This window comes from Kitasatospora atroaurantiaca (assembly GCF_007828955.1).
Classification (GTDB): Bacteria; Actinomycetota; Actinomycetes; order Streptomycetales; family Streptomycetaceae; genus Kitasatospora; species Kitasatospora atroaurantiaca.
On the sequence record NZ_VIVR01000001.1, the window covers coordinates 7,097,583 to 7,118,157 of the forward strand.

Annotated in this window: 12 protein-coding genes and 1 pseudogene; 7 read left to right on the forward strand and 6 right to left on the reverse strand. The window is 68.8% G+C overall.

What is annotated here, in order from left to right:
- Positions 1 to 112: 112 nt before the first annotated feature.
- The 7 genes and pseudogenes from FB465_RS31845 to FB465_RS38015 form a co-directional block, all read left to right on the forward strand.
- On the forward strand, positions 113 to 2,164 hold the full coding sequence (locus FB465_RS31845; protein WP_145796160.1) for a family 43 glycosylhydrolase: 2,052 nt from the start codon (positions 113 to 115) through the stop codon (positions 2,162 to 2,164).
- 310 nt (positions 2,165 to 2,474) lie between these two features.
- Complete coding sequence (locus FB465_RS31850; RefSeq protein WP_145796162.1) at positions 2,475 to 5,576, forward strand: RICIN domain-containing protein; 3,102 nt, start codon at positions 2,475 to 2,477, stop codon at positions 5,574 to 5,576.
- A gap of 208 nt (positions 5,577 to 5,784) precedes the next feature.
- Positions 5,785 to 6,225 carry a hypothetical protein gene (locus FB465_RS31855; RefSeq protein ID WP_145796163.1) on the forward strand — a complete coding sequence of 147 codons (441 nt, stop codon included), beginning with the start codon at positions 5,785 to 5,787 and terminating at the stop codon, positions 6,223 to 6,225.
- 393 nt (positions 6,226 to 6,618) lie between these two features.
- The gene (locus tag FB465_RS31860; RefSeq protein ID WP_145796166.1) at positions 6,619 to 8,046 is read left to right on the forward strand and encodes a glycoside hydrolase family 43 protein; all 1,428 of its coding nucleotides are present in this window, start codon (positions 6,619 to 6,621) and stop codon (positions 8,044 to 8,046) included.
- A 241-nt stretch (positions 8,047 to 8,287) separates the two neighbouring features.
- Positions 8,288 to 9,664 (forward strand): glycoside hydrolase family 43 protein, encoded by a 1,377-nt coding sequence (locus FB465_RS31865; protein WP_145796168.1) that lies wholly within the window; start codon positions 8,288 to 8,290, stop codon positions 9,662 to 9,664.
- 312 nt (positions 9,665 to 9,976) lie between these two features.
- Positions 9,977 to 10,507 (forward strand): GrpB family protein, encoded by a 531-nt coding sequence (locus FB465_RS31870; protein ID WP_145796170.1) that lies wholly within the window; start codon positions 9,977 to 9,979, stop codon positions 10,505 to 10,507.
- A 133-nt stretch (positions 10,508 to 10,640) separates the two neighbouring features.
- Positions 10,641 to 10,856 (forward strand): annotated as a pseudogene (locus tag FB465_RS38015) (helix-turn-helix domain-containing protein); the annotation flags it as partial.
- A gap of 604 nt (positions 10,857 to 11,460) precedes the next feature.
- Here the strand turns inward: FB465_RS38015 and arfA are convergent.
- The 6 genes from arfA to FB465_RS31905 form a co-directional block, all read right to left on the reverse strand.
- Positions 11,461 to 12,960 carry an arabinosylfuranosidase ArfA gene (gene arfA, locus FB465_RS31880; RefSeq protein ID WP_145796174.1) on the reverse strand — a complete coding sequence of 500 codons (1,500 nt, stop codon included), beginning with the start codon at positions 12,958 to 12,960 and terminating at the stop codon, positions 11,461 to 11,463.
- 46 nt (positions 12,961 to 13,006) lie between these two features.
- Positions 13,007 to 13,885: a carbohydrate ABC transporter permease gene (locus FB465_RS31885; protein WP_145796176.1), complete on the reverse strand. Its 879-nt coding sequence runs from the start codon at positions 13,883 to 13,885 to the stop codon at positions 13,007 to 13,009.
- Positions 13,882 to 14,862 (reverse strand): carbohydrate ABC transporter permease, encoded by a 981-nt coding sequence (locus tag FB465_RS31890; RefSeq protein WP_145796178.1) that lies wholly within the window; start codon positions 14,860 to 14,862, stop codon positions 13,882 to 13,884. Before FB465_RS31890 ends, FB465_RS31885 begins: the two co-directional genes overlap by 4 nt.
- A gap of 100 nt (positions 14,863 to 14,962) precedes the next feature.
- Entirely contained in the window at positions 14,963 to 16,276 is a 1,314-nt protein-coding gene (locus tag FB465_RS31895; RefSeq protein WP_145796180.1) for an ABC transporter substrate-binding protein, read from the reverse strand.
- A gap of 65 nt (positions 16,277 to 16,341) precedes the next feature.
- On the reverse strand, positions 16,342 to 19,305 hold the full coding sequence (locus tag FB465_RS31900) for a glycoside hydrolase family 2 TIM barrel-domain containing protein (protein WP_145796182.1): 2,964 nt from the start codon (positions 19,303 to 19,305) through the stop codon (positions 16,342 to 16,344).
- A 112-nt stretch (positions 19,306 to 19,417) separates the two neighbouring features.
- Positions 19,418 to 20,425 carry a LacI family DNA-binding transcriptional regulator gene (locus FB465_RS31905; protein WP_145796184.1) on the reverse strand — a complete coding sequence of 336 codons (1,008 nt, stop codon included), beginning with the start codon at positions 20,423 to 20,425 and terminating at the stop codon, positions 19,418 to 19,420.
- Positions 20,426 to 20,575 lie beyond the last annotated feature (150 nt).

Genomic DNA, 20,575 nt, shown 5'->3' on the forward strand with positions numbered 1-20,575 from the left:
TTCCAACAGGCCTCTGCCCGACCGCCCGGGCCGCCGTGTCATGTTTCGTTCGAAGAGACCGCCATTTCCTCGGGATGCCCGGCGGGCTCTCCCTTGACCAAGGACGGGATTCGTGGACATCACCAGACGTCAGCTCGGCCGGCTCGCGGCGGTCGGCGCGGGGGCGCTCCTGCTGCCGGGGCTGCTGCCACCGGGCCGGGCGGCGGCAGCCGTGCCTCCGGCCGGGACGTGGGGCGACCAGGGCGACGGCACCTACGTCAACCCGGTCCTCCCGGGCGACTTCAGCGACTGGGACTGCATCCGGGTCGGCGCCGACTACTACGGCATCACCAGCACGTTCGGGTACTCGCCCGGCGTGGCCGTGCTGCATTCGACGGACCTGGTCAACTGGCGGACGCTCGGCGGCGTGGTCGACGACGTCACCGCCATCGGTCCGCTGCTGAACTGGGACCGGATGGGACGCTTCGGCCGCGGCGTGTGGGCCGGGTCCATCCGCTACCACGCGGGGCGGTACTGGGTGTACTTCAACACCCCCGACGAGGGCTTCTTCATGTCTTCGGCCCCCTCGCCGGCCGGGCCGTGGGATCCGCTGACAGCGGTGTGGCGGACCTCCGGCTGGGACGACCCGTGCCCCTTCTGGGACGACGACGGGCAGGGCTACCTGGTCACCACGCACTACTCGGACGGCTACAAGATCCACCTGTTCAAGCTGTCGGAGGACGGCAAGTCGCTGGTCGGCCCGTCCACGGTGATCCACCAGTCGCCGGGCAGCGAGGCCAACAAGCTCTACAAGATCAACGGGCGCTACTACCACCTGTACAGCGAGGTGAAGCCCGAGGGCCGGGTCCTCATGATGAACCGCGGCTCCAGTCTCTACGGCCCGTTCGAGACCCGGCAGCTGGAGCACGTCAACGCCGCGGTGGACCGCGAGCCCAACCAGGGCGGGCTGGTCCAGGCCCCGGACGGCACCTGGTACTTCGTGACGCACCACGGCCACGGCGACTGGGAGGGGCGGCCGCTGTCCCTGCTGCCGGTGACCTGGGTGGACGGCTGGCCGATCCTGGGCCAGGTGGGTGCGGACGGCATCGGCAGCATGGTGTGGACGGGCCAGGTGCCCGCCGGCGGCACGCCCGGTCTACCGGTCGACGCGCTGCCCCCCGTGGTCACCGGCGACCTGTTCACCGACACCCGGCTCAAACCGCAGTGGGAGTGGTACTACCAGCCGCGCGCCGACCACTGGTCGTTGACCGAACGCCCCGGCTACCTGCGGCTGAAGGCGTTCGCACCGCTGGCGGCCAACAACCTGACCAAGGTGGGCAACACCCTCACACAACGCGTGCTGCGCACGGCCGGCGGCGCGACGGTGACCGTCCGCATCGAACTGGCCGGCCTCGCCGACGGGCAGTTCGCCGGGCTGTGCCACTACGCGTCCACCTACGCCGGGTTGGGGGTGCGGTGCGCCGGGACCACCACCACGATCTCGCAGAACGTCAACGGCACCCTCACCGACGGTCCGGTGCTCACACAGAACGCCGTGTGGCTGCGCACCTCGTGGGACGTGAGCGGAGTCAGCCGGTTCTCCTACAGCCTCGACGGCAACACCTTCACCTCGTTCGGCGGCACCTACCAGCTCACCTGGGGCGGTTACCGGGGCGACCGGGTCGGCCTCTACACCTACAACCCGAACGGCACCGGCTATGTCGACTTCGACTCGGTGCAGTACACCCTCGGGGACGCCAAGGCGTACAAGATCGTCAGTGTACGCAGCGGCAAGGTCGCCGACGTGGGCGGCGCATCGAAGGCGGACGGCGCGGGCCTGGTCCAGTGGACCGACAAGGGCGTGCCGAACCAGCAGTGGACCTTCCAGTCCACGGCGGACGGCTACCACACCATCATGTGCGTCAACAGCGGCAAGGTCCTCGACGTGGCGGCCTCCTCGACGGCGGACGGCGCACGGGTCGTGCAGGCCACCGCCGACGGCCGGGCGAGCCAGCAGTGGCAGCTGCGCCCGCAGGCCGGCGGCCAGTTCGCCCTGGTCAACCGCAACAGCGGCAAGGTGCTCGATGTCAGCGGGGGCGGTACGGCCGACGGCGCCGTGCTGATCCAGTACTCCGACCGGGGCAGCACCAACCAGCGGTGGACCTTCCAGCGCGTCACCGGCTAGGCGGTGGTTCGACGTTCCCGCACCGGCCCCGCTGCCCGATGGGCAGCGGGGCCGGCTCGTTCGCACTCCAGAAATGAGTAGTACTCATTTGCCGGTGAGATTGCGTGTCAACGACACCGAGGAGAGAAGGGGCCTATAGGGAGATACCGGACATAATCCCACCCTGGAGAGTATCGATGCACTGTGTTATCGAAATGAAGCGTGCGTAAACCCTTGACGTAGCTGACGATAGGGCGGCTAATTTCACCCAGAACTCGCCGAGCCGCGATGAGCGTCCGCTCGACCGTCCGACCCACCAGGATGGATCAGGATGAAACCCCTCACCTCCGTCGTCCGCAAGGCGCCAGTGGCGCTTGCGGCGGCCGTCTCCGCCACGTTGCTGGCCTCCCTCGCCGCGCCGCCCCCGGCCGCGGCCGCGACCCAGGCGACGTACTACGTCGCCCCCGGCGGTGACGACGCCAACCCCGGCAGCATCACGGCGCCGTTCAAGACCCTCCAGCACGCGCGGGACGTCGTGCGCACGGTCGACAGCAACATGACCGGGGACATCAACGTCTTTCTCCGGGGCGGCACCTACCCGGTGAGCAGCACCGTCGACTTCACCTCGGCCGACTCCGGCACGAACGGGCACCGTGTCGTCTACGCCGCCTTCCCGGGCGAGAAGCCGGTCCTGGACGGAGGCGTTCAGGTGACCGGCTGGACGCAGCACGGCGGGAACATCTGGAAGGCCACCCTCAACCGGGACGACAAGCTCCGCGCGCTCTACGTCAACGACAAGCGCGCTCAGATAGCGTCGAAGACGATCAACTCGGCCGGATGCTACGGGACCTACAGCGTCACGGCAGGCCAGGCTCCCTGGGCCTGGGAGTCGGGTTCGCAGTGCGACGGAGCCAAGTACAGCCTCTCCGATCTGCCCGCCATCGCCTCCAACCAGGACGACGTCGAGATCAAGTCGATGAGCACCTGGAACACGGCCATCGTCGGAGTCCGCCAGATCACCACGAGCTCGGACGGCGCCAATCGGGTGGCTCTGTTCCAGCAACCTGGCGCGGCCATGGCCCAGGGATCGGCGTACGCTGCCTTCGTCGCCGGCAGCGGCAGCCACACGATCATGAACGCGTTCGAGTTCCTGGACCAGCCGGGCGAGTTCTACTTCGACAAGAGCACGCACACGGTCTACTACTACAAGTCCGGCTCCGATGACATGACGACGGCGCAGGTCTTCGCGCCGAACAACCTCTCCACCCTCATCCACGTCACCGGCACGTCCACGACCGACCACGCGCGGAACATCACGTTCTCCGGGCTCACGATCGAGCACTCCGACTGGAACCTGGTCAACGTCGCGGGCTCCGTCTTCCGGCAGGGCCAGCAGGGCAACGCCAGCACCAACGTGTACGCCAGGAAGAACTTCCACGCGTACACCTACCGCAACGTCGACCTGCCGCCCGCGGCCGTCCAGATCGAGAACGCCGACGGGATCGTCCTGCAGGGCAACACGGTGCAGCACACCGGCGCCGACGGGATCACCCTGGCCAACGATGTGACGGACTCGCAGTTGACCGGCAACGTCACGAACGACATCGCCGGGTCCGCCATCACCGTGGGACACCCCCAGCACGTGTACATCGGTGACTACACCTCGACCAACCACGAGAAGTACCCGGTGAACGCCGAGGGACTCTGCAAGAACATCTCGATCACGGACAACTACCTCTACGACAGCGCGGTGCTGTTCCAGGGCTCCAGCCCCGTGTCGGCGTACTTCGTCGATTCCCTGTCCGTGCAGCACAACCGGATCGAGAAGTCCCCGTGGGCGGGCATCACGCTCGGCTGGGGGTGGTGGAACTTCGACGGCTCGACGAACTCCGTCAATCCCGGGAACCCGACCACCACGGCCAAGAACAACACCATCAAGTACAACGAGATCTTCGACACGATGTTGGTGCTCGGCGACTCCGGTCCCATCTACACGCTGGGCAGCCAGCCGGGAACGGATATCAGCGGCAACTACATCAAGGGCGTCCCTGCCGGCCACAAGTACGGCCTGCACCCCGATGAAGGCTCCGCCTTCATCAACGAGCACGACAACGTGCTCGACGTCGACCCGGGCGTGTACTTCGCCATCAACTCCGGTACCTGGGGCCGGCAGCACGACCTGAGCCTCACCAACAACTACGGCACCGTCAACAAGATCGCCGGCAGGAACGTCCCGAACAGCACGATCACGGACGTGCGGGGCTACGGGGACAACGTGTGGCCGTCGCAGGCGTACAGCATCGCCCTGAACGCGGGTCTGGAGGAGGCCTACAAGAACCTCCTGCCCGCCGCGGTCACGGCTGCGCAGGACTACGCGCTGCCCGCGAGCACGTTCGCCGGCACGGGCGTGATGACCATCCCGGTGCGCAGCCCCAAGGACGCGACGAAGACGCTGTGGCTGGCTCCGGCCGGTACGACGACGTTCGCCGCCGGTCCCACCATGACCAGCGCGAGCGGCACCGCGACGAGCATCCGTGTCCCGCAGACGGCGGGTGACTACCGGCTCTACGTCGTGGACGCCCAGGGCAACGCGTCTCCCGCGTCGAAGGCCCTCGTGCGGCAGCGCTGGAGCCACGTCGACGACAAGGCCGCGGGCGTGACGTACTCCGGGACCTGGTCGAACTGGAACGACTCGAAGGACGTGAACGGGTCCGAGAAGGTCACGAGCACCGCGGGCAACTACGCCGAGTTCTCGTTCACCGGCACGGGCGTGCGGTACCTCAGCATGACGCAGCCGAACATGGGCAAGGTGGACGTCTACATCGACGGCACCCTGACCCAGGCGGGCATCGACGCCTACGCCCCGACGGTGACGAAGCAGGTGCCGCTGTTCGAGAAGACAAATCTGGCCGCGGGCCCGCACAAGATCAGGGTGGTGTGCACCGGGACGAAGAACACCGCCGCCTCCTCCGCCGTCTGCGCGGTGGACGCCTTCGCCTCCATCCAGTTCCCCGCGACGAACGCCAACTACAAGCTGGTCAACAAGGGCAGCAACAAGGCGGTCGACGTGTCAGGCGGATCGCTGTCCGCCGGAGCCAACGTCATCCAGTGGACCGACTCCGGTGCCGGGAACCAGAACTGGCGCTTCGTCCCGGTGGGTGACGGCAGTTACAAGGTCGTCAGCCGGAACAGTGCCCTGGTCATGGACGTCAGTGGTGCCTCCACCGCGGACGGCGCGTCCGTCATCCAGTCGTCCGACACCAACGCCGCGGACCAGCACTGGACACTGGTCGCCACCGGAAACGGCTACTACAAGATCAAGAACGTCAACAGCGGCAAGGTGCTCGACGTGTCCTCGGGAGGCACTCAGCTCGCCCAGGCGACGGACACGAACGGCGACAGCCAGGTGTGGAAGGTGGTCAACGTGGACTGACCCGGTCCGCGAAGGAAGCAGCCCCGGCGCAGCTCCGGCGGGCCGCCTCCACCCGGGCCGACCGCAGGGCTCCTCGCTTCCTCGGCGAAGCGGGGAACCCCGCGGCGCGCGGGGGATCACGAGGCCTGCGCGGCCGGGGGTCGTGCCGGGCGGGGGAGGCCGGCCGCTGCGCCCAGGCGGGCCAGGCCTGCGCGGATACGAAGAACTCATGTCGGCCACGGCGGCGTTCGCGGCCGAGAACGGCTACAGCAAGCCGTGGCTGCGCCAGCCCCGGCAGATGATCCGGCCAATCTTCGCGGTCTGCGACGCCGAAGGCTGCGACCTGGCACTGCAGGAGGCGCCCGCTCGTCCGGAGGTACGAGGCGTGCGTACGGCTGTGCCGCAGGGCGGGCGAGGATCGGTGCTGCGGCGCCGGGCGCAGGGCCGGCCGCACGGGTCACAGGTTCTCGACGGTCTTCACCACCTCCTCCATCTCGTGTTCCAACTGCTTGTTCCTCTCCATCACCTTGTCATGCTTACCCATCCGGTCGCCCCGGTCCTGTTCGAGCCGGCGGACCTTCCGTTCGAGGTGTTCCCCATCAGGCTGCTCGCCTCGGGGAATTTCGCAGGAGGTGATCGGTTCGGCGGCCGCCGACCACGAAGATCCTGACCGTGCGGACGGCGGTTGAGGCGTCCTGCCCTCAACAGCGCCTGCTGCGGCGGCGGTTGAGCAGGGCCCCGCAGATCAAGATTGGGTAACAGCGAGTGCTTCCTCTTGTCGCGCCAATTGTTAGCGCTAACAATCTCATTCGAGCGAAACAGCGGCGTCACCTCCGGTTCACACGAGTGACCTGGGAGCGGCGCCGCCCGACCACTCGCGAAACCGGGCTGCGCACCCCCGCCGTCAGGTGCCGCACTCGGAAAGAGACAGTCAGTCGGGCGGCCTTGTTCCCGCTGCGTCGTGCGGCACTGACCGTGTCCCGCCCCACTGAGACCGAGCCCGCCCGCCACCCCAGTTCCTCCCTTCGCCCTGGTGCATGTACAGAACGATCAGGAGATGTCCATGTCCGCGCTTCGCGCCCGGCTGTCGGTGATGCTGCTCGCCGTCTGCCTCCTCTTCACAGGCCAAGCCCTGTCCGCAGCCCAGCGGGCGGCTGCCGCCGATCCCGGCTACCTGATGGTCCACTTCACCGGCGATTCCGCGACCGGTCAGATGCTGTACCTCGCGCACAGCGCGGACGGCCTGCACTGGAACGACCTCAATGGCGGGGAACCGGTCCTGAACTCCATGATCGGCACGAAGGGGGTGCGCGACCCCGCACTGGTGCGCTCTCCCGACGGCAGCCGGTACTGGATCATCGCGACCGACCTGTGCATCCGCTGCGGCTCGACCTACCAGAACGGCAGCCCCAGCTTCGTGGTGTGGGAGTCGACCGACCTGGTGACCTGGTCGAATCCGTGGCTGCTCGGCGCCGCCGGACTGATCCCCGGCGGAAAGAACGCGTGGGCACCGGAGGCGATCTGGAACCCCGAGACCAACGACTACGTCCTGTACTGGGCGACGAACGCCACCGTGAACGGCATCCTCAAGTACCGCATCTACTCCGCCCGCACCACGGACTTCCGCACCATCACCACCCCGCAGATCTGGATCGACCCGCCCGGTACCACGCCGGTCGTCGACACCCAGATGACCGAGGTGCCCGCCGGCACCGGCCCCTACCGTTACCTGAGGGTCTCCGGCGACGGCCAGAACAACGTCGAGGGCAGCAACTCGATCCTGGGGACGTGGACCAACCTCGGCAACCTCTCCAGCATCGGCCTCACCGGCAACGTGGTCGAAGGCCCGGTCTGGATGAAGTTCAGGGATCGCGACGAGTGGGCCCTCTACATCGACTACAACAACCCGCAGGGCGTACGCGAGTACAGGCCGATCCTGACGACCAACCCGTTCGACGTCAGCACCTACCGGCTCCAGGATGCGGCCAGCTACGACATGGGCGGCACCCCGAAGCGCCACGGCGCGATCATGACCCTCACCGCCGCCGAGGAGAGCCGCGTGCTCTCCCGCTGGCCCAACACCCCCGCCCAGCGGCTCCAGTCCTTCAACTTCCAGGACCGGTACGTCCGTCAGAGCAACTTCGACGTGCGGATCGACGCGAATGTCAGCCCGCTGGACGACTCCCGGTTCCGGCTGCGGCCGGGTCTTGCGGGCACCGGAACGGTCTCCTTCGAGTCGGTGAACTTCCCCGGCTACTTCCTGCGCCACGCGAACTTCGACTTCCAGCTTGTCCGCAACGACGGCACCAGCCGGTTCGCCGAGGACGCGACGTTCCGTCAGGTCGCCGGCCTCGCCGACCCGACCTGGTCGTCGTTCCAGTCGTACAACTTCCCTGACCGCTACATCCGCCACTACGCCTACGAGTTGAAGCTCGACCCGATCACCACCGCGACCGGCCGCAGCGACGCCACCTTCCGCGTGACGAGCTGAACCGGCCCGGCAGCCAGAAGTGCCGGCGCCTCCAGGCGGCGCCGGCACGGATGCGTCACCCCAACTCCCCGGGTCCGCACGGCCCTCATGACGGCACCAAGGACTGGGACAACACCAGCGCGCGGGCCCGGGACACCAGCCGGCTCACCGCGGCTCCCTGCATCCGACGTGGGCGGCTCGGGGTCCGTGCCGCCCACGGGTCTGGATCCGCCCGCACCTTCCTACGCCCCGGAGGCACCAGATGAGCGCAACACCCCTCCCGTCGCGCCGGCTCTTCCTCGGCATGGCCGCGGCCGTGCCGCTGTCCACCACCGGCGTGCTGACCCTCGGCAGCCGGTCCGCGAGCGCCGCGACGACCTCCCCGTTCGTCATGGCCTACTTCACCCAGTCACCGAGAAACCTCGGCACGGACTACGGCCTGCACCTCGCGGTCAGCACCGACGCGCTGCAGTGGATGCCGCTGAACCAGAACAACCCCGTCGTCACCCCGACCGCGGGCGACGGCGGTCTGCGCGACCCCGTCATCCTGCCCAAGCAGGACGGCACCTACGTCGTCATGGCGACCAACCTGAAGGGCACCGACTGGACCAGGAAGAGCCCGTACATCCACGTCTGGGACTCCGCCGACCTGCGCTCCTTCGACAACTACCGCCTCCTGAAACTGCACGACATGGCCACCCACACCTGGGCGCCCGACGCCTTCTGGGACCCCTCCCGCGGCCAGTACGCCATCATCTACTCGGCCGTCAACAGCAGCGGCCACAACGTGATCATGGTCAACTACACCACGGACTTCCAGACCGTGACGTCGCCGCAGGTCTTCTTCGACCCCGGCTACGACATCATCGACGGCACCCTGGCGAAGGACGTGAACGGCGTCAACTACCTGTACTACAAAGGCCACAACAGCCTCACGGGTGCGAAGTCCACCTCCCTCGCCCCCGGCAGCTTCACCCAGTTCACCTCGGGCCTGGCACCCCAGGGAGGCATCGAGGGCCCGATCCTCGCCCAAGCCGCCGGCACCTGGTACCTGTGGGGCGACGCCAACGCGCTCTTCTACACCTGGCAGACCAGCGACCTCTCCACCGGCACCTGGACCGCCACCGACCGGCGCGTCTACACCCAGCCGCTGAACTCCAAGCACGCCGACATCAAGCCGATCCCCCAGACGGTGTACGACAACATGGTCGCCAAGTGGGGAAAGCCGGCCTGGAACCGGCTGAAGTCCTACAACTTCCCGGACAGATACTGGCGGCAGGTCGATTCCCTCGGCCGCATCGACCCGTACCCGTTCGACCCCTACACCGACTCGCAGTGGAAGCTGGTGCCGGGCCTGGCCGACTCCTCCGGCGTCTCCTTCCAGTCCGTCACCGACCCGACCCGCTACCTGCGGCACGCCTACTACCAACTGCGGCTGGACGCCAACGACGGCACCACGAGGTTCGCCCAGGACGCCACATTCCACAGGACCGCCGGGCTCGCCGACCCGTCCTGGTCGTCGTTCCAGTCATACAACTTCCCTGACCGCTACATCCGCCACTTCAACTACGGGCTGCGCATCGACCCGATCTCCACCGCCACCGGCAGAGCCGACGCCACGTTCTCCGTCTGGTACTGAGGCCACGCGCCCGCTCCGACTCCAGCGGGGGCACAACCGCAGCAACATGCTGATGACGGCAGCCGGGGCGGCAATCTCGTATGGAAGTACGCCACTACGCCGGGGAGGCCGTCGTCCACACCGATGAGGCTACGTACGAGTGCCGGTCCGTCCTGCGCTCGCTGGCCGAGCTGGTAGCCCCCAAGGTGTCCGAGCAGGCAAGGGCGCCGCTGGACCTGGACCGGTGGAGCGGGACTCTTCCGACTCGGTACGCGATAGCCAGGGATCTCCGAGGGGTGCGATGGGCCCTGGCGGTCCTGCGAGACTGCCGGCATGACTGACATGATCGTGGTCAACTACGACCCCCGATGGCCCGAGCGGTTCGAGGATCTGCGGCAGCGACTGGCACCCCACGTCGCGGATCTGGCTGTGTCTATCGAGCACGTCGGCAGTACGGCCGTGCCCGGGTGTGCCGCCAAGCCGATCATCGACCTCGACATCGTGGTGTCCGAAGAGGCCGTCATGCCCGAGTTGATCTCCCGGCTCGCCGGGCGGGGCTACCGGCACGAAGGCGATCTGGGGATCGGGGGGCGGGAGGCATTCCAGGGCCCTCCTGCCGTTCCCGGTCATCATCTGTACGCCGTGGTCGCGGGCTCGAAGCCCCACCTTGATCACGTCCTACTCCGTGATTACTTGCGTCAGCGGCCCGATGAAGTCCAGCGCTACAGCGCCTTGAAGGTGGCCCTGGCGCAGCGGTTCCCTGCCGACAGCGAGGGCAGGGCGGCCTACTCGGCGGCGAAGAGCGCCCAGGTGGAGGAGCTGGTCGCGAAGTCCTACGCCGCTCGGGCCGCCGGCGCATTGTGACGTGAGGCGGACCGCACGAGTTGGTGATGTTGTGACGCATTACCGAGCCCGTGCGGCCTTGTCCCATCCTGCCTTCTGCGGCCTTGATCGTGCACATCTCGGCGATTTGATCGAGGAGTTGGCAGACCCGTGGATGGCCCGGTGCGAGTCCGCACTGCGCGAGCGCAGAGGCGGAGAACGCAAGCAGGCGGCTGGCGCGGGGCCGGACCAGGAACTGGTCTTCACCGACCAGTTCCTGGTCACCGTGGTCTATCTGCGCCTGCAACTGCCGCACGCGGCACTCGCCGAGCTGTACGGCGTGACCCGCCCCACCGTCACCCGCGCCATCCACGAGATCCGCCCGCTGCTCGCCGCCCGCGGCTTCGCCGTCCCCGGCCGACCTGGCGTCCGCCTGCGCACCCTGGCCCCTGCGGCGCGATCACCTCCGACAGCCGCCGCGCGACCCGCCGCCGCTGCTCCTTGCCGCGGCAACGACCCGAACACATCACCTACGAACTCCGCCAACTCACCACGGAGCCGCTTCACATCCCCCAACTTCACACCCAGAAGATGCCCCCCCAAGAGGAAAAATCGCCCAAAGTGACGAAGTGCTACCAGGGTGGCGGAGTAGTACTCGCGCAGCAGCGAGCGGACCGGGCCTGGTCGGAGCGGGCGGGCCGCAGCCGGTCTCGATCGTCTCCAGATCCTCCGCCTCATCCAGAGCGTTGCGTACGAGCGCCTGTGGGACTCCTCCAGGATTCCGCGAACCCGCCGACCAGCGCCGTGCCGGGCTGCCACAGGTTCCACAGCCGGGCGAGCACGTCCTGGTCACGTCCTCAGGTCGGGCGAGCGCTTCTTCTTCGGAGGGCGAGCAACTCATTGTGGCAGGCGGCCGAGGACCTGCAGAGTGACAGGTATGGGGGAGAGTGACGTGTCCCCCGGCACCACGCGCTCTCCCGTTGCATTCGGGGATGTCAGTGGAGTGCGACTGCGGTCCAGGACACCGGCGGCAGTTCGATGGTGAGCACGCCGTCGGTCATGGTGGCGTTCGGGTTGGTGTGGGGGACCACGCGGTTGGGTTCGGCGAGGGTGTTCTTCGCGTACACGTCCTGATCGGCGAGCGTGAGCGCCTCGAGGATGCGTGAGGAGCCCAGGCTGCGGACGTCGACGGTGACCTGGGCGGGTTGCGAGAGGCCGCGGTTGACGAGGAAGAGCGCGGACCGGTCCTCCTCGACGGTGGCGACGGCGTCGATGACGGAGGCCTCGCCGTAGCGTGCCGTGGTGTACGTCGGCGACTCGATCGCGGGGCGGATCACCTCGCCGGCGGCGAGCCGGCTGGTGATCGAGAACGGGTAGAAGGAGGTCTGCCGCCAGGCCGGGCCGCCGGGCTCGGTCATGATCGGCGCGATGACGTTGACGAGTTGCGCGAGCGACGCCGAGGTGACGCGGTCGCTGCGCTTGAGGAGGGTCATCAGCAGGTTGCCCACGACCACGGCGTCGGCCGCGCTGTAGACGTCCTCGAGCTGCCGGGGGGCGTGGCGCCACTCGTCGTTGACCTCGTCGGACTCCTGGTGTTCCTTCTGGTACCAGACGTTCCACTCGTCGAAGGAGATGCCGATCTTCTTGGACGAGTGTTTCTTGGCGGCCACGTGGTCGACGGTCGCGGCGACGCCGTCGATGAAGAAGTCCATGTCGAGGGCCGAGGCGAGGAAGGAGCCCAGGTCGCCGTCGTGCTCCTGGTAGTACGCGTGGCAGGAGATGTAGTCGACGTGCTCGAAGCTGTGCTCCAGGACGGTGCGTTCCCAGTCGCCGAAGGTCGGCATGCCGGCCGAGGAGGAGCCGCAGACGACCAGTTCGAGGTCCTTGTCGGCCATCTTCATGGCGGAGGCGGTGCGGGCGGCGAGCTTGCCGTAGTCCTCGGCGTTCAGGAAGCCGGTCTGCCAGGGCCCGTCCATCTCGTTGCCGAGGCACCACATGCGGATGTTGTGCGGCTCCGGCGTGCCGTTGGCGATGCGCAGGTCCGAGAGCGCGGTGCCGGACGGGTGGTTGGCGTACTCCAGCAGGTCGAGGGCGCTCAGGATGCCACGGGTACCGAGGTTGACCGCCAGCATCAGCTCCGAGCCGGTGAGCTTGAGCCAGGCCGCGAACTCGTCCAGGCCGATCTGGTTCGACTCCAGGGAGTGCCAGGCCAGGTCGCGGCGGACCGGGCGCTTGTCGCGCGGGCCGATCGAGTCCTCCCAGCGGAAGCCGGAGACGAAGTTGCCGCCGGGGTAGCGGATCGTGGTGCTGCCGAGCTCCCGGACGAGGTCGACGACGTCCATCCGGAAGCCGTCCTTGTTCGCGCTCGGGTGCTCCGGTTCGTAGATCCCGGTGTAGACGCAGCGGCCGAGGTGCTCGACGAAGGAGCCGAAGGTGCGGCGCCGGACCGGGGCGATGACGGCCTGCCGGTCCAGAACGATGTGAGCGCGGTGCAATGCGGTGGTCCTTTGCTGTGAGGTGCGGAGTCGGGTGGTGGACGGACTACTTGACTGCGCCGGCGGTCAGGCCGTTGCGCCAGAACCGCTGGAGGCTGACGAAGGCGACGAGCAGGGGGAGCAGCGACAGGGCCGCACCGGTGATCGGCACCAGCGGCGGCACGCCGTTGGCGAACTCCGAGCGCCACTGCACCAGTCCCACCGTGACGGGCTGGAGTGAGGAGGAGTTGAGCATGAGCGAGGGCAGCAGGTAGTTGTTCCAGATGCCGACGAACTGGAACAGGAAGACGGTCACCAGTGCCGGGGCCATCAGCGGCAGGGCGACCTGGAAGAAGGTGCGCCCTTCGCCTGCTCCGTCGAGCCGTGCGGCCTCCAGCAGTTCGTCCGGGACGGACGCCGCGGCGAAGATCCGGCACAGGTAGACGCCGAACGGGCTGACACAGCTGGGCAGCAGCACCGACCAGTAGGAGTTGGTGAGGTCGAGCTTGGCCATGAGCAGGAACAACGGCAGGGCGAACATCGGCGCCGGAATGAGAACCGAGGCGAGGATGACGTTGAAGACGCTCTCCCGGCCGCGGAAGCTGAACTTGGACAGCGCGTAGCCGGCCATCGCGGACAGCAGGGTGCTGACGGTCGCGCCGACGAGGCTGTACAGCGCGCTGTTGGCGAGCCAGGTGGAGAATATGCCGCCCTCGAAGCTGAACACGGTCCTGACGTTGGCGACCAGGTCGAAATGGGAGAACCACAGCGGCGCACCGGTGTAGAGGTAGCCCGACTTCTTGGTCGCGGAGACGAACAGCCACCACAGCGGGATCAGCGTGTACAGGGCCATCAGGCCCAGCACCCCGTTGACGGCGACCTTGCTCGCGATCTCGGTGCCGCGGGGGGCCCGTCGGGTCGGCCGGCCGGCGTAGATCACGCTCATGCCATCGCTCCCTTGCGCTGGGTGTACTTGAGGAACCCGAACGAGAGCACGAGGGTGAGCAGTGCGAGCACGACGGACTCGGCGGCGGCCAGGTTCTGGCCGCCCAGGTCCATGCCCAGGGTCGTGTTCATGATCGGGGAGAACTTCGGCGAGACGCCTGGGACGCGCGCGCCGACCAGCACCGCCGGCTCGGTGTACATCTGCGCCGTCCCGATGATGGAGAAGACCGTGGTCAGCACCAGCGCGGGACGCACCAGCGGGATCTTCACCGCCCACGCCAGGCGCCATCCGGTGCAGCCGTCGAGCGCGGCGGCCTCCAGCACCTCGGCGGGGATCGTCTGCAGCGCGGAGTAGATGATCAGCATGTTGTAGCCGGTCCAGCCCCACGTGATCATGTTCCCGATCGAGACCGGGACCCACGACGGCGACAGGAAGTCGACGTCGATCCCGATGTGCGACAGCGGTCCGGTGAACGGCGACAGGCTCTTCGCCAGGAGGAAGGACCACATCACCGCGGCGATCGCACCCGGCAGCGCGTAGGGCACGAAGAACGCGAGCCGGAAGCTCTTCCGCAGCCGGGCCGATCGGGAGTCCAGCAGGAGCGCGAGCAGGAGGGCTAGGCCGAGCATGACCGGGACCTGGACGCAGCCCAGCAGCACGACCCGGACGATCGACGCGATGAAGTCGTGGTCACCGAAGGCGGCGGCGTAGTTGGACAGTCCCGCGAACTCCGTGGACTGCGTACCGCCGAACAGCCCGGCGCGGTGGACGGTGAAGAAGCTCTGGTAGATCGCGTAACAGATCGGCGCGACCATCATGGTCAGGAAGAGCACCGCGAACGGCGCCAGGAAACCCGACGCGGTCAACGCGGTACGGCGGCCGGCGCGCCGAGGCCGTCCGGCAGGGGAGACACGGGGGGTGACCGCGGGCACCGACCGCGGCGGCGACGCGGTCCGGGCGCTGCTGGGACTGCTCATGGAAACCTCGCTGGGCGGTTCGTCGTCAGGGAGCGGGCCCCCGCGGCGCCGGGTACGGGCGGCCGCGGGAACCCTTCGGGGCGGCTCGAGTCCCGCCGCCTCAGCCGTTGGTCACCGACAGTCCGAGCTGCTTGATCGCGGCGACCGTCGAGGCCTGGACCTTGGCGACCGCGTCCGGGTAGGTGCCGGAGCCGATGGCAGTGGTGAAGTCCGTCTCGACCTGCTGATAGGTCGGGCCGTTGGTCCAGGTGGTGGGGACCTGCGCGGCGGAGACCTTGTACAGGTCGCCGACCTTCTGGCCGCCGAAGAACGGGTCACCCTCCGCGAGCAACGGGTCGTCCTGTCCGGCCTTCGACGCCGGGTACAGCCCGGCGTCGATGCCCGTCTTCACGGCCTGCGGGTCGCTGGACAGGAACGCGGCGAACTGCGCCGCTTCGCGGGGCGTCTTGCACCCGGTCATCACCGAGGTGGCCGAGCCGCCGTTGAAGGAGCTTTTGCCGTCCCCGGCCTCCCAGGTCGGCATCGGGGCGACCGCCCACTTGCCGGCCTGGTCCTTCAGGTCCGACTTCAGGCCGCCGGAGGACCAGGACGCGCCGACGAACGTCAGCACCTTGTCCTCTTCGGAGGCCTTGTCGAACTGCGGGTCCCAGGCGTTGCCGGTCTTCGTCACCAGCTCCTTGTCCTTCATCTCCTGCCAGTAGGCGGCGACCTTCCGGGTGCCGGGGTTGTCGATGCTGACGGTCCAGCTGTTCCCCTGGGTCGAGTACCAGGACTGGCCGGTCTGCAGGCTCAAGGCCGCCATATCGTTGCCGTCGCCGGGCCCGCTGGTGCCGAACTTCACGCTCGGATCGGCGGCGGTGACCTTCTCTGCGTCGGCCTTGTACTCCGCCCAGGTGGCCGGCGGCGTGGTGATGCCGTACTTGGCGAACAGGTCGCTGCGGTAGAAGAGGACCGTCGGGCCGACGTCCACCGGGACGCCGTAGATCTTGCCGCCGATGCTGGTGGCCGAGACGGCGGACGGGAGGTACTTGGCCATGTCGGCGCTCGCGTACTTCGTGATGTCCATGACCGTGTTCTTCACGAGCATCGACGGGATGGTCTGGTACTCGATCTGGGCCAGGCACGGGCCCTTGCCGGCGGTGATCGCGTTGCTGATCTGGGTGTAGCCGCCCTTGCCGCCCGACGGGATCTTCTTGAAGGTGACCTTGCTGTCCGGGTGGGCCGCGTTCCACTGGTCGACGATCTTCTCGTAGGGAGCCCAGCCCCAGAACTCCATGGTCACCGGCCCGGCCTGGGTCTTCTCCGCGGTGTCGGAGGTGCTCGTGGTGCTGCTGCACGCGCTGACTCCGGCCGCGAGGACCGCCACGGTGGCGAACGCCAGGAATCTGCGGGTGGGTACGATGGTGCGGTCCATAGGAGGAACCCTTCGTAGGTGGGGGAAGCTGCTGGACGGCCGGTGGGCGGGCGGGCGAGGCCCGGCTACCGGGTGGTGCTGAACTCCACGGCGAATGCGGCGGTGACCGCGGCCAGTACGTCCGGTGCCGACGGGCCCGGTCCGCAGGCCGCACTGCCCAGGCCGTGGTGTGCGTGGTCCAGGTGGAGGTGGAGCCTGCCGTCAGGGGCAAGGTCGTGCTGGTGGGCCGCTGCGGCGAGGGCTCGGGTGCTCCACGGACGTACGGTCAGGTCGATGACCGGCGCGCCGGTGATGAGCAGGGTGCCGCCCGGGGCTGTGATCCTGGCGCTGCGGACGCGGTGGCGGTTGCCGTTCTCCTGCGGGCGGACGTAGGGGGTCTGCATCGCCGCGACGGTCGACCGGTAGCGGCCGACCCGCGCCGCGGTGCGGGAGTCGCGGTAGGCCTCGCCGGGACCGGGGCCGAACCACTCGACCTCGGCGTCGGTGCCGGGCAGCGACATCGCGACTCCCAGGCGGGGCAGCGGCACTGGCCAGGCGCCGTCAGGGGTGACGGTCGTCTCGAGCCGCAGCCGGGCCTGGCCCGCGTCCGGTCCGTCGCAGGCCGTCCAGCGGTAGACCACGTGGAGCCCGGAGGAGGAACCGGCGGCGGCGAGCCGGGCGGTGACCGTGAGCCCCGATTCGTCGGGGGCGACGCGCAGGACCTCATGGTGCATCCGGTCCAGTCCGGCGGTGCGCCATGCGGTGATCTGCGGCTCGGCGAACGCGCCGAGCAGGTCGTTGTCGGTCGGGGCACGCCAGACGTCCAACTGCGGGCCGTCGAGCTCCAGGTCGCCGAGGCGGACCAGCAGACCGCTGCGGGTGTCGAACCGTGCGGAGCCGAGGGCGACGTATCCGTCGTGGGCGATTGCCGCAGCGGGCGGGAAGGGGCTGGACGCGGCAGCCGGAACCACCAGCCCCTGGCCCCAGGCGACCTCGTGGCCGGCCGCGGCCCAGGTCTCGTCCGCGGCGAGCACCGCGGTGACGGTCAGCCACACCTCGTGACCCGAACCGTCCTTGCGTGCGGCATCGAGCGCGGCGGTGAGGTCGGCGGGCCACTCGACGGTGCTCGTCGCGCCCGGTGCGGTCGCGGGGACGGCCAGGCTGCCGGAGCCGACCGGCTCGCCGCCGTCCTCGACGGTCCATCGGAAGTCCAGGTAGCCGCTGTGGCGGACGTGGTGCAGGTTGAGCACGGTGATCCGACACGCCGCCGGGTCGATGCGGATGCGGACCGGTTCGATGACCTTCTTGTACTCGACCAGGCCCGGCGACGGCGTGCGGTCGGGGAACAGCAGCCCGTCGGCGACGAAGTTGCCGTCGTGGACCTCCTCCCCGAAGTCGCCGCCGTAGGCGTAGAACGACCGGTGGTCGTCCTGCCCGGCGTGCCGGAGGATTCCGTGGTCGATCCACTCCCAGATGAATCCGCCGGCCAGGCGCCGGTGCGCCTCGATGACCTGCTGGTAGTCCGACAGGCCGCCGGGGCCGTTTCCCATGGCGTGCCCGTACTCGCACAGCACGGCGGGCAGCGAGCGGCGGCGGGCGTCGTCGGCCGGATCGGCGGTCGGTGCCTCCTGACCGCGCCCCACCGCGGCCAGCTCGTCCACGCCGATGTACATCCGGGAGTACAGGTCGACGTAGGAGCAGCTCGCCCAGTCGCCTTCGTAGTGGATCAGGCGGCTGTCGTCGCGCTGCCTGATCCATGCCGCCGCGGCGGCGAGGTTGGCTCCGGTGCCGGACTCGTTGCCCAGCGACCAGACGATGACCGAGGGGTGGTTCTTGTCGCGCTCCACGAGCCGGACGGCCCGGTCCAGGTAGGCCTCACGCCACGCGGGGTCGTCGCTCGGATTGCGGTGCCAGCCGCCGGGTTCGAAGCCGTGCGTCTCGAGGTCGCCCTCGCAGAACACCCACAGCCCGTGCTCGTCGCACAGGTCCAGGAAGCGGTGGTCGGGCGGGTAGTGGCTGGTGCGCACCGCGTTGACGTTGTGCCGCTTCATGAGCAGCACGTCGGCCAGCATGGTGTCCCCGGTCAGGGTGCGCCCCGTCAGCGGGTGCCATTCGTGGCGGTTGACGCCCCGCAGGGAGATCGGCCGGCCGTTGACGGTCAGCACCCCGTCCACCACGGCCACGGTGCGGAACCCGATCCGCAGCGGTATCCGCTCCCCGGTCTCGGCGACGAGTTCCCCCTGGTAGAGGCGCGGGTTCTCGTCCGACCAGGGTCGGACGCCGTCGATCACGTGCGGTCCGGCCGGATCGGCGCCGGTGATGCCGAGCTCGGGCACCGTCAGCGACACCTGGCCGGGGCCGGTGACGTCGACGGCCAGGGTTCCCCGTCCGGACTCGTGGTCGTAGCCGGCGTGGACGAAGAAGTCCTCGATACCGCGGGCGGCCACGCTGACCGACCGGAAGATCCCGGACAACCACCACATGTCCTGGTCCTCCAGGTAGCTACCGGAGGACCACTGGTGGACGCGGACCGCGAGCACGTTGCGGCCCGGCCGCAGGGCGCCGGCCGCGTCGAACTCGGTGGTCAGCCGGCTGCCCTTGCCGTCGCCGAGCCGGATTCCGTTGAGCCATACGGCGAAGGCGGAGTCGACGCCCTCGAACCGGAGCACCGCGGCGGCGGCCGGGAACGCGTCCGGGACGTCGAACTCGCGGCGGTACTCGCCGGTCGGGTTGTGCCTGGGCACCCGCGGCGGGTCGACGGGGAACGGGTAATGGATGTTGGTGTAGGCCGGGGCCCCGTAGCGCGGCTCGCCGGGCAGGCCGGTCATCTGCCAGCAGGACGGTACGGCGAGCAGGTCCCAGGCGCCGTCGTCGAAGTCCGGCGCGGCGAAGTCCGCAGTGAGATCGTCCAGCCCGGACGCCAGCCGGAATCTCCAGTCGCCGTCGAGCCGGAGCACGGGCAGGTCGGAGGCGAACGCGGCGCGCGGCCGCAGCCGTCCGGTGCCCGGCGACCGGTCTTCGACATAGGCGTGGGAGTGGTGGTCGTTCATCGGAGGGCTGTTTCCTCTCGAAGCTGGTCGAGGCAGCGGAACACCGTGCGGCAGGAGGGACGCCGAAGAATTGCGTGCGAGCCGGTCGCGTGCAGGCCGGCGGCACCGGGTGCTAAGCGGTCGCGCGGGGTGGGGCGCTGCTGTCGCGGACGGTCAGGGTCGGGCGCAGCAGGGAGATGACGTTGGTCGGCTGCCGACCGGAGTCGACGGCGCGCAGCAGCAGTTCGACGGCCTGCTGCGCCATCTCGCGCTTGGGGAAGGTGACGGTGGTCAGCGCGGGTTTGATCCGTCCGACCTGGGCGATGTCGTCGAAGCCGACGACGCTGACGTCTTCGGGGACCTGCCGCCCGGACCGGACCACCGCCTCGATCGCGCCCACGGCCAGGACGTCGTGGGTGGCGAAGATCGCGGTCAGCTGAGGGTCGGCGTCCAGCGCCGCGCAGGCTGCGGCGTAGCCGCCCGCGGCGTCGTCGCTGGTACGGGTGAACACCTTGCGGTCGTCGATGTCCAGTCCGTCGGCGGCGAACGCTCGGCGCAAGCCGCCGACGCGCAGGGTGTGGGCGGGCAGGTCGGCGATCACCGCGACGTTCCGGTGGCCGAGCTCGCGCAGGTGGCGCCCGGCCAGGAAGCCTGCGTGCTCGTAGTCGATGGACACCACCGGGAGCGTGGTCGGAGGCTCGCCCTCCCACGCGCACAGGGCGACCGGGAAGGTGGCCGCGGTGAGCATCGGCAGCTGCTGCTCGACGCCCTTGTCGCCGGCGACCAGCAGCGCGTCCACCGAGCGAGCGGCGAGGTTCTCCAGGTGGGCCCGGGTGTAGTCGGGGTCGTCGCGCGTGGTGGCCAGCAGCAGGTTGTAGCCGTGGCCGACCAGGACGTTCTCCACCTCCTCGACGACCTCCGAGTAGAACGCATTGGCCACCGAAGGCACGAACAGCCCCACGGTGGAGGTGCTGCCCGTACGCAGCGAGCGAGCCACCAGGTTCGGCTTGTAGCCGAGTTCGGCGATCGCCGTGTTCACCTTCGCCAGGGTCTCCGGCCGCACCCTCTTTCCGGACACGACGTTCGAGACGGTCTGTTTGGTGACTCCGGCCCGGGCGGCCACCTCAGCCATCGTCACCATGAGCCACTCCCGAAAAAAATTGATCGATCCACGCAAGTGGCGTCAGCGTAGGTCCGTGCGCCGGGCCAGGGCAAGGCGTTACCGGAGGGCCGTGATCCAGCCGTTATGGAAACGGGGCGAGAACTCGGCACGTCGGGGCAGTTTCTGCGC